7 protein-coding genes and 4 pseudogenes are annotated in these 13,641 nt (G+C 67.2%); 3 read left to right on the forward strand and 8 right to left on the reverse strand.

Features of this window, described 5'->3' with window-relative positions; translation table 11 throughout:
* The first annotated feature begins 308 nt into the window (after nt 1-308).
* Nucleotides 309-1,550 (forward strand): IS110 family RNA-guided transposase, encoded by a 1,242-nt coding sequence (locus CP970_RS07340; RefSeq protein WP_055544290.1) that lies wholly within the window; start codon nt 309-311, stop codon nt 1,548-1,550.
* 219 nt (nt 1,551-1,769) lie between these two features.
* Here CP970_RS07340 and CP970_RS44795 read toward each other — a convergent pair.
* Nucleotides 1,770-2,069 (reverse strand): annotated as a pseudogene (locus CP970_RS44795) (transposase); the annotation flags it as partial.
* Nucleotides 2,070-2,404: 335 nt separating this feature from the next.
* Between CP970_RS44795 and CP970_RS07350 the strand changes: the two are divergent.
* Entirely contained in the window at nt 2,405-3,283 is an 879-nt protein-coding gene (locus CP970_RS07350; protein ID WP_055544291.1) for an alpha/beta hydrolase, read from the forward strand.
* A gap of 211 nt (nt 3,284-3,494) precedes the next feature.
* Here the strand turns inward: CP970_RS07350 and CP970_RS46195 are convergent.
* The 3 pseudogenes from CP970_RS46195 to CP970_RS07365 form a co-directional block, all read right to left on the reverse strand.
* A pseudogene (locus tag CP970_RS46195) lies at nt 3,495-4,022 on the reverse strand (ATP-binding protein); the annotation flags it as partial.
* Nucleotides 4,019-5,616: pseudogene (istA, locus tag CP970_RS07360) on the reverse strand (IS21 family transposase). The pseudogenes CP970_RS46195 and istA, both read right to left, overlap by 4 nt.
* Nucleotides 5,617-5,820: 204 nt before the next feature.
* Nucleotides 5,821-6,806 (reverse strand): annotated as a pseudogene (locus CP970_RS07365) (transposase); the annotation flags it as partial.
* Nucleotides 6,807-6,964: 158 nt separating this feature from the next.
* Here CP970_RS07365 and CP970_RS07370 point away from each other — a divergent pair.
* Nucleotides 6,965-7,297, forward strand: coding sequence for a hypothetical protein (locus tag CP970_RS07370; RefSeq protein WP_224058305.1), 333 nt, complete (start codon nt 6,965-6,967; stop codon nt 7,295-7,297).
* A 252-nt stretch (nt 7,298-7,549) separates the two neighbouring features.
* Here CP970_RS07370 and CP970_RS07375 read toward each other — a convergent pair whose 3' ends face one another.
* The 4 genes from CP970_RS07375 to CP970_RS07390 all read right to left on the reverse strand — a co-directional run bounded on the left by CP970_RS07375 (nt 7,550) and on the right by CP970_RS07390 (nt 13,595).
* Nucleotides 7,550-8,554 carry a methyltransferase gene (locus CP970_RS07375; RefSeq protein WP_055544293.1) on the reverse strand — a complete coding sequence of 335 codons (1,005 nt, stop codon included), beginning with the start codon at nt 8,552-8,554 and terminating at the stop codon, nt 7,550-7,552.
* 72 nt (nt 8,555-8,626) lie between these two features.
* Nucleotides 8,627-9,376 carry an alpha/beta fold hydrolase gene (locus tag CP970_RS07380; protein ID WP_079043198.1) on the reverse strand — a complete coding sequence of 250 codons (750 nt, stop codon included), beginning with the start codon at nt 9,374-9,376 and terminating at the stop codon, nt 8,627-8,629.
* On the reverse strand, nt 9,373-12,504 hold the full coding sequence (locus tag CP970_RS07385; RefSeq protein WP_150493077.1) for an amino acid adenylation domain-containing protein: 3,132 nt from the start codon (nt 12,502-12,504) through the stop codon (nt 9,373-9,375). The genes CP970_RS07380 and CP970_RS07385 overlap by 4 nt, the downstream gene beginning before the upstream one ends.
* A 47-nt stretch (nt 12,505-12,551) precedes the next feature.
* A complete protein-coding gene (locus CP970_RS07390; protein WP_206188650.1) occupies nt 12,552-13,595 on the reverse strand; it encodes a methyltransferase in 1,044 nt (347 codons plus the stop codon).
* Nucleotides 13,596-13,641: the final 46 nt, after the last annotated feature.

Here is a 13,641-nt window from a genome sequence, read left to right on the forward strand (position 1 = left end):
GCACGACGTCCTCCGTTGATCCGGGCCTTGAGCCCTCAAAGAAGACTGACGTGTGCTGACGCTCGCCGTCGGCATCGAGAGCAATCACTTGATCACCGATGATGATCGTGGTCCAAGCCCCCTGCGGGGACTACCTCTTACGTGCTCGGGAGCCGCCAGCTCCGATCAAGACCGAGGGCCCCGCAGGTCGCTGGGGTCATGAACGGCTAATCGGATGTCGGGCCATTGAGCCCTTCCATTAGAGAGACGCATGCCCTGCACGGCTGTGACCAGCCACAACACAGGTTCGATGAGAAAGCGTGAGGCGAGTGAAAGCGTTCTGCGGCATCGACTGGGCCAGCGACCACCACGACATAGCCGTCGTTGACGAAATGGGTTCGCTGCTGGCTCGTGCTCGCATCGACGACTCCGCGGAAGGGCTCGACCAGCTGCTTCAGATGCTCGCCGAGCACGGCGATAGTTCGCAGAGCCCCATCCCGGTGGCTATCGAGACCTCCCGCGGACTTCTGGTCGCCTGCCTTCGGGCAACCGGCCGCCCCGTCTACGCCATCAACCCGATGGCCGCGGCTCGATATCGGGACCGTCACACGGTCTCCCGGAAGAAGTCCGACCACCTAGACGCCATGGTGCTTGCGAACATTCTCCGCACCGACGCCGCCGCGCACCGCATGCTCCCCGCCGACTCGGAGGTGGCCCAGGCCGTCGCCGTCCTTGCCCGTGCCCAGCAGGACGGCGTATGGGACCGAACCCAGGCCGGCAACAAGCTGACTTCTCACCTGCGCGAGTATTTCCCCAGCTACCTGAACGCCGTCGGGCACCGCCGTGAGGGCATCTATCACCCCATAGCCCGGGAGCTCCTGGCCGCGGCACCCACTCCGCAACAGGCTGCCAAGCTGACCCGGCCGCAGCTGCGGGCCGTGCTGAAGAAGGCAGGCCGCAAGAACACCATCGATAGAGAGGTCGAGCGTCTGCACAGCGCACTTCGCGCATCGCAGATGCGTCATCTTCCCCTGGTCGAGGAGGCCATGGGCCGCCAGGCACTCGCGCTGCTTCGGCAGTTGGAGGCCGCGTGCACGAGCGCCGAAGATCTTGCCGAGGCCGCGGTGCAGGCGTTCGAGGCACATGCTGATGCCGAGATCATCACCAGTTTCCCGGGGCTGGGTCCGCTCAGCGGTGCTCGGGTTCTGGCCGAGATCGGCGACGACAGGACACGGTTCGCCGACGCCAGAGGTCTGAAGGCGTACGCGGGTTCCGCCCCGGTCACCCGGGCCTCCGGCAAGAGCGTGTCCGTCGCGGCCCGCAGGGTGAAGAACCAGCGGCTGGCCGGCGTCGGCTATATGTGGGCCTTCTCAGCGATGGCCCATTCAGACGGAGCACGGGCTCACTACGACCGCCGTCGTGAGGCCGGAGACCGGCACACGGCCGCTCAGAGGAACCTCTTCAACCGGATGGTCGGCTGCCTCCACCACTGTCTGACGCACCGGGTCCCGTTCAACGAGGCCGTGGCCTTCCCGACCTCGCGAGAACCACGTCTTGCCCTCGCCGCTTGACACGTTCTTCGCATCGGATGTCTTCTTGCCGCCGTCGTAGCCCCGGCTGCCGGCACCGACCACCGCGTCGGCCTTCACCGACTGCGAGTCGATGATGGCCGCGCTGGGTTGCGGATCCCGGCCTGCCGCCTGACGGACCTTCCCGCGCAGCCGGTCGTGGAACTCGCCGATCAGGCCGTGCTCCCGCCAGCGGCGGAAGAAGGCATAGACCCGGTCCCAGGGCGGGAAGTCGGCCGGCATCGCTCGCCACTTGATTCCGCCGTCGACCACGTAGAACACGGCGTCCAGCATGACCCGGTGGCAGTAGCCCTCCGGCCGCCCGCCCCGCCCCTCCAACCAGGCAGGAACCGGCAGCAGCGGCCGGATCTCCTGCCACTGGACGCCGGTCAGGTCCGTCTCGTAAGCCCGGACCCGGCCGGGATGATCAGCGGCGTTCCCGAACCGGTGAGCGAGACAATCGCACAACACGAGCGGCGAGTTGAACTCGGTGGACTCGGGCGCGTTCACATACGACAACATGGCCTCCTGGAACCGCTCGGACGGGGTCGCTCCCCGAGCTACCAAGAGGTTCGGCGTTCATGCGCGCTCAGCCGGAAGGCCACCCGGCCGGGACCCCAGTCCTTCCGTATGTTCGAGGACCGGTAGCAACACGACTGCACAGGGGCGATCGGCAATGCGGTGGCGCGGGTGCCGGGCGGGGCCTATGGTCTCGATCATGCACTCGGTACTCATCAACTGGCAGTCCCTGCGCATCCGTTCGGTGTCCCGGACTCGGTGCTGACCCGAGCGTTCCGTCGGCACCTGGTCATCCGTGCACTGTTCACCGTTCGCCTCCGGATGACGAGGATTCCTTCATGCACACCAGCGCACGCCCCACCTTCGTGCTCGTTCCCGGCGGGTCCAGCAACGCCCGCGCCTGGGGGCCGTTGCAGAACGAGCTGGCCCTCCACGGGCACCGTTCGTACGCCGTCGACCTGCCCGGTCACGGCGACCGCGCCAACCACCCGGCCGCCTACTACCAGCAGCCGCAGGACCTGGCGGCACTGGCCGCCGCCCCCTCCCCGATGCGAGGCATCACGTTGCAGGACAACGTCCGTCACGTGCTGGACGTCCTGCACCGGCTCGCTCCGTCGGGACCCCTGGTCCTGGCGGGCAACAGCTTCGGCGGCCTGACCGTCACCGCCGTCGCGAACGCCGTGCCCGAACTCCTCGACCGCGTCGTCTACCTTTCCGCGGTCTGCCTTAGCGACCCGGCGATGGTCACCGAGAAGTGGGACGTCCTCGACGACAACGTGCTGGACGCCGCAGCGGCACGCATCACCGTGCCGGACACCGCAAACCAGGGGGTGGTACGGCTGAACTGGCGCGCCGCGCACGCCGACCCCGTACTGTTCGCGCAGCTCAAGACCGCCGTCATGGCCGACTCCACCGACCACCAGTTCCGGATGCTACTCGACTCCATGGACCCGGACGAGAACTACGCGGTGCTGGAGGAGGGCACGGTGGCCCGGGCTGCGCGATGGGGTGCGGTCCCGCACACCTTCGTACGCCTCACCGAAGATTTGAGCATCCCCCCGGCCGTCCAGGACTACATGATCCGCAAGGCGGACGAACTGACCCCGGAGAACCCGTTCGAGGTCCGCACTTTGGCCGCGTCACACGTCGGATACTTCAGCCGACCGCACCTCTTCGCAGCACTCTTGGCCGACCTGGTCCGAGCGGCGTCGAGGTAACAGGGGCTCTCGTCCCAGTCACCGGGAAGTGGATCAGCCGGCCGGATCGCCCCCGGCAGCGCGACGGAGTTCGCCGAGGACGATCCGGCCGGAGCCCACCCCGTCCATGGAGCCCCTTTGTCCAGCCCGTGCTCGTGTCATCGGTGGAAGACCCCTCGCCAGGAACTCCGTTCGATTAATACGTTCCATGAACGGTTGGAATACGGCTTCTCAGCTGGCGCATCGCGAAGTCGTCGAGGATGAGGACGTCGGGACGTACCAACTCGCGGATCCGCTTATCCCAGGTGCGATCCGCGTGTCCGCCGGCGAGGCCCGCGAGGACCCTGCTGGTCTTGGCGAAACGGACCTGAGCGCCCTGGCGCACTGCGAGATGGCCGAGTGCCTGGGCGACATGCGTCTTTCCGATCCCGACCGGGCCGAACAGAATGACCGACTCCCCGGCATGCAGCCAGCGCAGGGCGCCCAGGTCGCGGATCTGGGCCGCGGGCAGTTTCGAGGAGGCGTTGAAGTCGAACTCCTCGAGGGTGACTTGCTGCTCGAACTACGCTCGCTGCAGGCGGCGTTGGAAGGCGACGGTCTCGCGGCGGGTGATCTCGTCCTGGCAGAGAACCTGCAGGAAGTCGAGGTGCCCGAGCTCACCGCCGTGCGCTTGGGCCAGCCGGGCGTCCAGCGTCTCGAGCACCCCGGACAGGCGAAGAGACTTGAGTGATTCGCGCAGAGCGGCGTCCATCACGGTCATCGGGCAGTCACCTCGGCGTCGTCGTGGACCTGGTCGTCGTGGTCGTCGTCCGCGATGTCGGGGGGCGTCGTGGTGTTGGCGAAGAGCTGGTCGGGCCCGTGGAGGAAGGCTGCGGCTCCGGCATCGCCACTGGTCATGGGCTCGGGGTCGATCTCGGTCCCGGCGATGAGGATGCCCTTGATGGTGCGGTATGAGGGGTCGCCGACCGTGAGAGCCCTGGTGCAGGCGGCTTCGAGCCGGGTGTCGCCTAACTTCTTGCGCAGACCGAGTACCCCCTGGGCGGCGCGGAGCCGGTAGAGAGCGTTGACTTCGAGGAGCTGGTCGATGACCTGCCGGCCGTCCCCGACCTCGGACGCCTGGGTGCGGCACCACACCGGGGTCTTCATCTGGAAGGCGATCTTCTCGGGCGGGTAGTCGTGCTTGTCGGTGCGTTTGCCCTGGTCGAGGGCCGCGTGGGTCTTCATGAGCTCGCCGTCTTGGAAGATCTAGACCATGGTGGCGGTCGAGCGGACGTCCACGCGCTTACCTATCAGCTTCCAGGGAACCGAGTAGAGAGTGCGACCGACCTTGATGTGAATGTCCGGTCCCACCACGGCAGTTGACCATCTGGCCAGCACGAATGGTGTGGGCGGCAGCGGCAGCAGTTCGGCCGCCTCCAGCGCCTCGAACACGACCGCCGGGGCCGCCCCGCCCAGCGGCCGGCACTCCCGCCGCCCGGCGACCTGACGGCTCCAGGTCACTGCCTCGGCCTGCATGTGCTCCAGTGAGATGAACTCCCGTCCGCGCCAGAACGAGTCGCGGACGTAGGGCATCGGTCGCTCGACCCGCGGTTTGTCCTTCGGCTTCAACGCTCGGGCCGGGTCCACCAGTGCCCCATAGTGGGTGGCGAGTTCGGCATACGCCTTGTCGATCTTCGGATCGTAGAGGTCGCGCTTATCGACCCCGGTCTTCAGGTTGTCCGGCACCAGTCGGCGCGGGACGCCGCCGAAGTAGGCGAATGCGGCGACGTGTGCTTCGGTCCAGGCGTGCTGATCCAGGTGGAACACGGGGCGCACGAACATGTGCCGCGAACACGGCATCACCATCACGAAAGCCCAGACTCGGTGGCGTCTGCCGGTGCGCGGGTTGGCCACTGCCCCAGGAAGCCGTAGTCGATCTGCGCTTCCGAGCCCGGCTCGACGTCGTCGCGCAACACGGTGACCTTTGAGCTGGATACCTCGTCCGGCAGCGTGGCGTGCACCCATCGGCGGAACGCGGACAACGAGACGTGCAACTTCCGCTCATCACGCAGGCGTTGGTGGATCGTGGAGACGGTCACCGTCCCCAGCAGCGGCTTGATGTACTCCAGGTGCTTGTCGATCTCCGGCCACGTCACCTGCCGCAGCCGCCTGTCCGCGGCCCGCGGGAACCACTCCTTGATCAGCTTGGCCCAGTCGGCCTCGCTCATCGGCGGCCCGCCCGGCACCATGCCCGCAGCCTCGGCCGGGGCGAGATACTTCCTGACTGTCTTGCGATCCACTCCCAAGGACGTCGCCAGCGCGCTCTTCGAGCGCCCCGCGTACCAGTGAATGTAGATCTCCGTGATGTCGACCACGGCGAACGTTCTCCTCGCCATCCGGGCTGCCCATCGGCCATCCGAACCCACGGGACGAGGAACATGAGCAGCTCCGCGACGACCAGGTCCCTCGATCCCGAACTCCGCGCTACCCATGGCCAATTACGAAGATTCAGGATGGGGAGAATCGAAAAGTTCAAACGGGCCGAAGTGGGGAAAATCGCGACCGCTCACACCAGAGCGGAGCGGATCGCCTCCGCCGAGCGGGCGATCAACCTGGCGGCTGATCAGCGTTCCTTCGATGATGGGGAGTTCGCCGGTGTGGTCGATCCACGCGGAGCGGGTGGTCAGGCGGCGGTGGAGGCGGTCCCAGGCCATCGCGCGGGCGGCGCCGCACCGGTCCGTGACCTGCGTCGTGGCCGCGTCTGGTTGACCCCAGGTCTCCGGCTTGGCGAAGCGGAGCTCCTTGCCGTGCCTCGGCGGTCGCCCGCCCTGGGGATAGGCCAGGGAGTACTCCCTGAGCGAAAGTGTCGGCCGTCTCATGACGCGGTCGGTGCGCATCCGGCCCAGCACCTCAACCGGGAGTACGGCCAGGAGGTAAGCCATGCGCGGAGCGTCGTAGCCGGCATCGAAGACGATGAGGATGTCGCGGCCACCGACGTGCCAGGGGCCCATCTCGATCAAGTCCGTGACCACACGGCGGAGCTGGGTGGCAGTGACCTCGGCGACGTCGTCCTCGGGCCCGAGACGGACGGCATCCAGCAGCTGGCACCAGGACGTCCGACCCGATTCGAGGGCGGCGACGAACGAGTACGGCCAGCCGGGGGTGAACTGGTCCGAGGACCGTCCGCTGCGGCCGTAGACGTGGCATAACAGACGCTCCGCGCTGGTCGGCACGTCGGGACGGAGCCAGTTGCTGACGTCGACCGCCAGGACCAGGCACCGTCGGCGGCCCGCGGCATCGGCAGACCGGCCAGCACTTGCCGCGGCCTGGGCACGTCCACGTTCCCGTGGTTCAACGCCTCGTACATCGCGCCGTGCCCACGCCGGTGTTCGGCCACCAGCGTGGGGTCCACCGGCGAGGTCACAGAGCCGTCCACGCACAGCAGCGCGTCGGCCAGCTCGAACAGTTCGTCCTCACGTGCGGTCAGGCCGTCGAAGAAGTCGTCCCGGAACCGTGGCGCTTCGGCGAACGCTTCTCCTGGGACATCGAGGTGCGGCAGGCTCATCCCCACGGCCTTCGCTCCGGTTCGGTGCATTCCTTGGTCGGAGCACAGAATTGGACGGAGGCCGCCCACACGTCTGGTGAAATTCCGCGTGAGGGAGCGAGTTCGACGGACAATTCGACACTACGGAGCTCGGGAGCTCAGGCAGCCTGCTTGAAGTCGTGGCTGAGCTGAAGGGAGCGGTAGTGGACGGGATGTGGTGGCTCACACAAGGTGACACCCGGATCGGCGAGCTACGGCAGTACGCAATTGATCAGCCAACGTTCCTCTGCCACTTCATCCCGGGGCCCGGATGGGAAGGGGTCCGTGTGCTGTTCGAGAGCTGGGCGGCCCTGCACGGCCCGGACCCCGACGGCTCTCGAACCACGCCGGCCATCAAGCCCATCATGGACCTCGGACTAACGTTGGTTCCCGAAGACGAAGGTCAGCCCATGGCGCTCTTCAAAGAGTGCATCGTCCGCATCGACGGCGACATCGCTCGCGTGCGCTGCTGACCTCAACGAAGCCGCCGACCATAAAGAACAAGATAAGCGGGGCACTCAACGCATGGGGGCATGGGGCGCCGTCTGGTGCTTATGGTTGCGGAGTGACCGTCCTCGGACTCGAACCAGGGAGCTCTGCGGATTGAGTGCGGATCCCCTTGAGCGGGCCGGTACTGCGCACCCATGCCGTTGAGTCAGCCGGGTTCCTCGCCCTCGGCGGCTCGCGCGGGTCCGCATCGGCCGCCGTTGTCGGAACCGACGCCCTCAGCTGGCCTTTTGTCCGATGATCAGGTGTTTATCGCTGGTGGAGCGGAGTGGGTGGCAGTTGGTGAATCCGGCGTCCCTAAGGAGGGCGGTGTATTCATCGGCTGTGCGGTGGCGTCCTTGGGTTTCCAGGTGCATGGTCAGGTTCATTGCTGCGGTGGACAGGGGGCCTTGGCGGGAGTCGTCGAAGAGTCTTTCCATGAGGAGCACCCGGCCGCCTGCCTGGCAGGCTCGGTGAGCTTTGTGCAGGAGCTCGAGGCAGCTGTGGTCGGGCCAGTCGGACAGGATGTAGCCGAAGGCGAGGCAGTCGCCTTCGGGAAACTCGTCTGTGAAGAAGTTGCCGGGTGTGAAGGCGAGCCGGTCACCGAGTTTGTGGGCGATGCGGGTCTCTTCGAGGTAGGGCTGAATCTGGGGGAGGTCGAAGACGGTTGCCCGGAGTGTGGGCGAGTCCTGCAGTGCGGCGACCGCGAAGGAGCCGCTGGCGCCGCCGATGTCGACGAGGTGGGTGGTGTGGGTGAGTCCGGCGAGGGCGGCGAGTTGTCGGGAGGGGGCGAAGCTGAGGTCCCACATGGCGTTGAGGAAGGCGCGGGTGGTCTGCTCATCGCGGTAGAGGGAGGTGAACGGCTGGGAGTCGGGGCCGTCCACAGCGTCTTTGCCCTGTTGGAGGTAGGCGTCGAGCCGGGGCATCCTGCTGGCTGTTTCCGTGACGAGGTGGGTGATGAAGCCGCCGATGTAGTGATCGTCGTCGGGGTCGACGTAGGGCCGTATGTCTTCGGGAAGGTGGTAGTGGCCGGAGGGGGTGCGCTGGAGGATTTCGAGGGAGGTGAGGACCAGCAGGATGCGTTCCAGTGCGTCCTCGTCGAGGTTCAGCTGTGGAGCGATGTCGTGTGCGGAGCTTGGGCCGTGGGTTGCCAGGTGGGAGAAGACGCGGTGGCGGTCGGCCAGGTGCAGGACGGGCGTGGCGATCACGCCGTACAGGGCCTTCTCCAGGTTGCTGGGCAGCACGAGGTCCTCCGGTGAGGTGCGGGGAGCAGTTGCCGTGGAAGAGAGCGGTGGATGACGGCTTGTGGGGGCAGGTCAGCCGGTGTGAGGAGTGTGGGCCTGCTGGATCAAGGCGGCGAAGTGCCGGGGGTGGGTCACATGAGCGATGTGGCCCGCTCCTTGGATGGGTTCGTGGTGGCCGGCGGGGAGCAGGTCGGCGAGGTGCAGGCTCGTTTCTTGGTGGTGGGTCAGGGATCGGGTCCCCGAGGCGGTGAGGACGGGAGTGGTCATCGTGAGGGGGTCGAAGGTGGGCTCGCTGATGGCGGCATCGGTCATCTCTCGGATCAGGGCGGTGCCGAGCTGGGCGAGTTCCTCTTGGCTCGTTCCGGTGGCGGGGCGGCCGGTGACGGCCTGCTGAAGGTCTCTTGCGGCTTCCGCCGGGTTCTGGGAGGCGTCGTTGACGAGCTGTTCCCAGGGGGCTGTGGGGGGCCACCACGGCAGCCAGGGAAGGGGCGGTTCGAAGGCGACTACCGCGCGGATCAGCTGGGGGTGCTGGGCGGCGGTGGCGAGGGCGACCAGGGCGCCGTAGCTGTGTCCGGCGACGACGGGACGGGGCAGGGAGGCGAGTGCGGCCGCCAGGTCGGCGACGTGGTCGGCGAGAGTGGTGCGGGGGGAGGCCAGGGCGCGCGAAGTACCCCATCCACGGCGGTCGTAGGCGACAACGGTCCAGGTGGAGAGCCGGCGGGCGATGGGGTAACAGCTCCCGCTGTGGTCCATCGTTCCGTGGACGAACAGGACCGTGTCCGGCCCGGTTCCTCTGCGTGTGTGCCGGAGGGGCCGGTTCATGAGGACGTCTCTTCGGTGAGGAGGTGAGTGGCGATCCGTTCGGGCGTGGGAGACGTGATCAGCTCCGTGATGTCCACCGGGGCGCCGGTCAAGGTCTCCAGGGCCTGGAGGAGTGAGGCAAGCTTGAGGGAATCTCCGCCATGGGTGAAGAAGTCGGAATCGGTCTGGACCTGCCGCAGGGGGAGGCCCAGGGCCTTGGCAAAGTGCTGGGTGATCTGCCAGGTCAGGCGGGAGTGCTGCTTGCGGGGTGTGCCGGAAGCGCTGGGTACCGTGGAAGCGCCAGGGGCGGCGGGTGAGTTGCAGCGCGGGGGCATAACCATGGGAGCGGCGGATGCCTCGGGAGCCGGGTGGTCGCGGTGGCCGTTCGTGGCCGCAGCAGTGGCGCGCTGGCTGACTTTGCCGTTCTGGGTGCGCGGCAATTCGGAGACGGTGGTGAGCGTGGCGGGCACCATGGCGGTGTGAAGGCGAGTGGCCAAGTGGCTGCGGATGGCCTCCTCATCGGGGGGTTGGCCCGCGGCGGTGATCAATGCGTGGAGGCGGCCGTCTTGTTCCTGGACGCGGCTGGCGGCGACGCCGGGGGCGGTTTCCAGGACGCGTTCGACCTCGTCGAGTTCGAGGCGTTGGCCGCGGATCTTGACTTGCCGGTCGTGGCGGCCCACGTAATCGAGGGTCCCGTCCGGACGCTGTCGGCAGATGTCGCCGGTGCGGTAGAGGAGTCCGGCCGGCCGGGTGCTGGTGTACGGGTCGCGAATGAAACGTTCTTGCATCAGGTCGGGCTGGTTGAGGTACCGGCCGATGCCGGTACCCCCGATGCACAGTTCTCCTTCTTGGCCGGGCTCGACCCGACGCAGGTCGTTGTCGATGAGGTAAGCCTCTTTGTTGGCGATGGGGCGGCCGATGGGCGGCGGCTCCTCGCTCAGGGTGCACTCGTGCCAGGTGGCGAGTACGGCTGTTTCAGCCGGGCCGTAGAGATTGAACAGCCGCCGTCCTGGAGCTGCCCACTGCTGTGCCCATGTGGCATGCAGCCGCTCGCCTGCGGCGGCCGCGGTGCGCAGGTGGGGCAGCTGTTGGACGGGCAGAGCCATCCAGACGGAGGGGGTGAGGATCACTGCGGTGATCTTCGCGCTGCCCAGGAGGCGGACCAGCGGTGGCCCGACGGTGAGCCTGTCGGTCGGCGCCAGAGCGAGGGTGGCGCCGGACAGGAGGGCCAGGGTCAAATCGGCGATGCAACCGTCGAAGTTCGGGGAGAGGAACTGCAGGAGTCGGTCGCCAGGCCCGAGGGTGAAGATCTGACGTTGGGCCAGGCCCAGGTTGACGGTTGCCTCGTGGCTGATCGCGATGGCTTTGGGAGCGCCGGTGGTGCCGCTGGTGAACACGATGTACGCGGTGTCGCCAGGGGTGGCACCGGTCATCGGGGGGTCCGGCCGAGCAGCGGGTTCGCCGGTGCCGATCACCTGGGCGGGGAACGTCGACGTGGGCAGGGAACCGTCGCTGATGACCAGGCGTACCTCGGCTTCGACAAGCATGGCGCGCAGGCGTTGCCGTGGGCAGGTGACATCGGCGAGCAGGAAAGCGGACCCAGATTTTGCGATGGCGAGTATGGCAAGGGCGAACTCGACGGACCGTTCCATCACGACGGCGACGACCACACCGGGCTGGGCCCCCAGCCGGCGTAGCCGGTGGGCCAGCGCGTTGGCTCGTTGATCGAGTTCGCGGTAGGTGATGGTGCCGTGAGCCCACATGACTGCGGCCGCTTCGGGGGTCAGGCGGGCTTGCTCCTCAAACACCTCGTGCCAGCAGTACGCGTAAGGACGGCCGGCGGGCAGGGAGGGGGAGCCCGTAACGGCCGGGGCGGTGGTGCGGGGGGTAGCGGTGACGTGGACGTGTGCGTGTTCGAGGCACCGGGTGTTGCCGTGCAGTCCCCATGACTGAGCGCCGGGTTCGGTATGCGGGGTGTAGGCCGGGTACCTGTCCAGAAAGCCCCCGATGGCGAAGGCAGCCAGACGCTCCGCGTAGCCTGCGCCGGGGCAGGCATGGCGCCCGGTGCCGAAGCCCAGGTGCCGTTGGCCGAGGCGGTCGAGGTCCAGGGTGCGAGGTTCAGTGAAGACGGTGGGGTCGAGGTTGGCAGCGGCGAGGTGAACCAGAATGCTCTGGCCCGCAGTGATGTGCTGTCCGCAGAGGGTGACATCGGTGGTAGCCCGGCGGGCGACGTACTGACTCGACCCCCTGAACCGCATGATCTCCTTGACGGACGACGGGATCAGATCGGGCTGTGCGCGCACGCGCTGCTGGCAAGCCGGGTCATCGTGGAGGGCCAGCAAGGTCTGGGTGACGAGGTGGGTCAGGGTCTGATATCCGCCCCCGACCAGGACGATGCAGTTCGCGGCAATCGCGAACAGCTCACTATCGCTCGGCCTGCGGTCAGCCAGCGGGGCAACGAGGGAGCTGATGACGTCATTGCCGGGGGCGCGGAGCCGGGCGCGGGCCTCGTGCTGTAGCTGAGCGAGGGCTTCATGGAGGGCGTCGTCGACTTCCGGGTCAGGGGATACGGGCAGCGCCGACAGGCTGCCCAACAGCCGTTCATATGCTTCGGCCCACCGGGACAGTTCGACCTCCCGCCCCGGCATGCCGAGTAAGAAGGCCACCAGCGAGGCAGGGAGCTTCGCGGCGAAGTCGCCGACCAGGTCGATGTCGCCGTCGGAGGGCAGGCCATCGAGGGCTTGGTCGGCGATCTGGCGCAAGTCGCTTTCACGGCTCTTCATCATCTTGCTGGCGAACTGCTCGGCCAGAGCAGAGCGGATGGCGCCGTGCTGTGGAGGGTCGAGGAAGAGCATCTGCTCGTGCACCATCGCGCTCAGGTCGGCAGCGGCGTGCAGTCCTCGCTGACTGAAGGCTGCGTCACGATGCTCGCGTACGGAGGAGAACCGATGGTGGTCGCGCAGGACCTCGACCGCCTCGGCGTACCCGGAGACCACCCAGACCGAGCCGACTTCGTCGAAGAAGACCGGTCCGAGCTCGGCGATCGCGTCGATGTAGCGGGACGGCTCAGCGATCACCTGTGGCGACCTGAGCAGGTGCACTCCGTGGCGGGCGCGGTCGTATCCGGCCAGTCGCTCACGCTCGGGCATGGTGAGTCTCCAAGACTGCAAAACGATGGGGAACAGGAAGTGTCTGGTCAGCTGACATAGCCGACGACCACGCCGTTGGCTCCGGCCGCTTCAAGGGGCAGGGTCTCGGCCTGGGAAAACCCCGCGTCCAGAAGCCAACGGCGGTATTCGGCGCCGGAGTAGTTCTTGCCACCTTCCGTCTCGATGAGCATGTTCATGCCCATCAAGGCCGCAGCGGGCGGGCCAGTCCGTTCGTCGTTGAGCAACAGCTCGCAGATCAGTACGACGCCCCCTGGGCGAAGAGCCTCCCTGCACTTGCGCAGCAGGGCCCGGTTGGACTCCTCGTCCCAGTCGTGCAGGATCATGCTCAGCACGATGACGTCGTAGCCGCCCGGCAGGACAGCATCACGGTGAAAATCGCCGGCCACCGCGTCCACGGTGCCTTCCAGCTGGGCATCGGCGATCTTCCGACGGGCCAGGTCGCACACAGGCGGCAGATCCAGAACGGTCGCCGACAGATTCTTGAACCGGCGGCACAGCTCCAGCGGAAACGCCCCGGCGCCGCCGCCGACGTCCAGCAACCGCCTGTGCGGAGTGAAGTCGTACACCCCGGCGAGGGCCCGCGCGGTGAAGACGGAAATGGAGAACATACAGTCCCAGAACAGCTGCAGCGTCTCCGGATCCTCGGTATCGAACAGCGACTCCTGAGACCCCGGCGTCCACGTCTGGGGCCGGTTCGTACGGAGCGCCTCCACGATGTGCCGCCATGCCGGATACTCTCGGCGGTCCAGATAGCGGACGAAACCGCCGAAGTAGTACGGCCGCCCTTTGATCAGGAACTCCTCGGCCAGGGCCGCGTTCCGGTACCGGACGCCGGTCTTCTCCAGCAGGCCCAGCGAGGCACAGCCGGCCAACAGCAGATCGGCCGGACGCACAGCAATGCCCAGTTGCGCCGACACCTCCTCCACGGTCAGCTCGTGCCCGTCGGCCAGCAGGTCGAACAGACCGATCTCAATGGCGCCCGCGTAGGTTTTGAAGCTCCAAAACCCTGAAGCGAGCTCCATCAGCGGGGTGGGCAGCGAGGACGGGGGGCTGGGGGAAAACTCCGACATGGTGCACTCCTCACAGGCAGTCATGAGCCGCCGCAACCGACGACGG

Source organism: Streptomyces kanamyceticus (assembly GCF_008704495.1).
GTDB lineage: Bacteria > Actinomycetota > Actinomycetes > Streptomycetales > Streptomycetaceae > Streptomyces > Streptomyces kanamyceticus.

Bases quoted from the DNA above. Each gene is read 5' to 3' on its own strand.
- CP970_RS07385 (WP_150493077.1), bottom strand. From the start codon at position 12,504: ATGCCCGAGCGTGAGCGACTGGCCGGATACGACCGCGCCCGCCACGGA.
- CP970_RS07380 (WP_079043198.1), bottom strand. From the start codon at position 9,376: ATGAACCGGCCCCTCCGGCACACACGCAGAGGAACCGGGCCGGACACG.
- CP970_RS07390 (WP_206188650.1), bottom strand. From the start codon at position 13,595: ATGTCGGAGTTTTCCCCCAGCCCCCCGTCCTCGCTGCCCACCCCGCTG.
- CP970_RS07350 (WP_055544291.1), top strand. From the start codon at position 2,405: ATGCACACCAGCGCACGCCCCACCTTCGTGCTCGTTCCCGGCGGGTCC.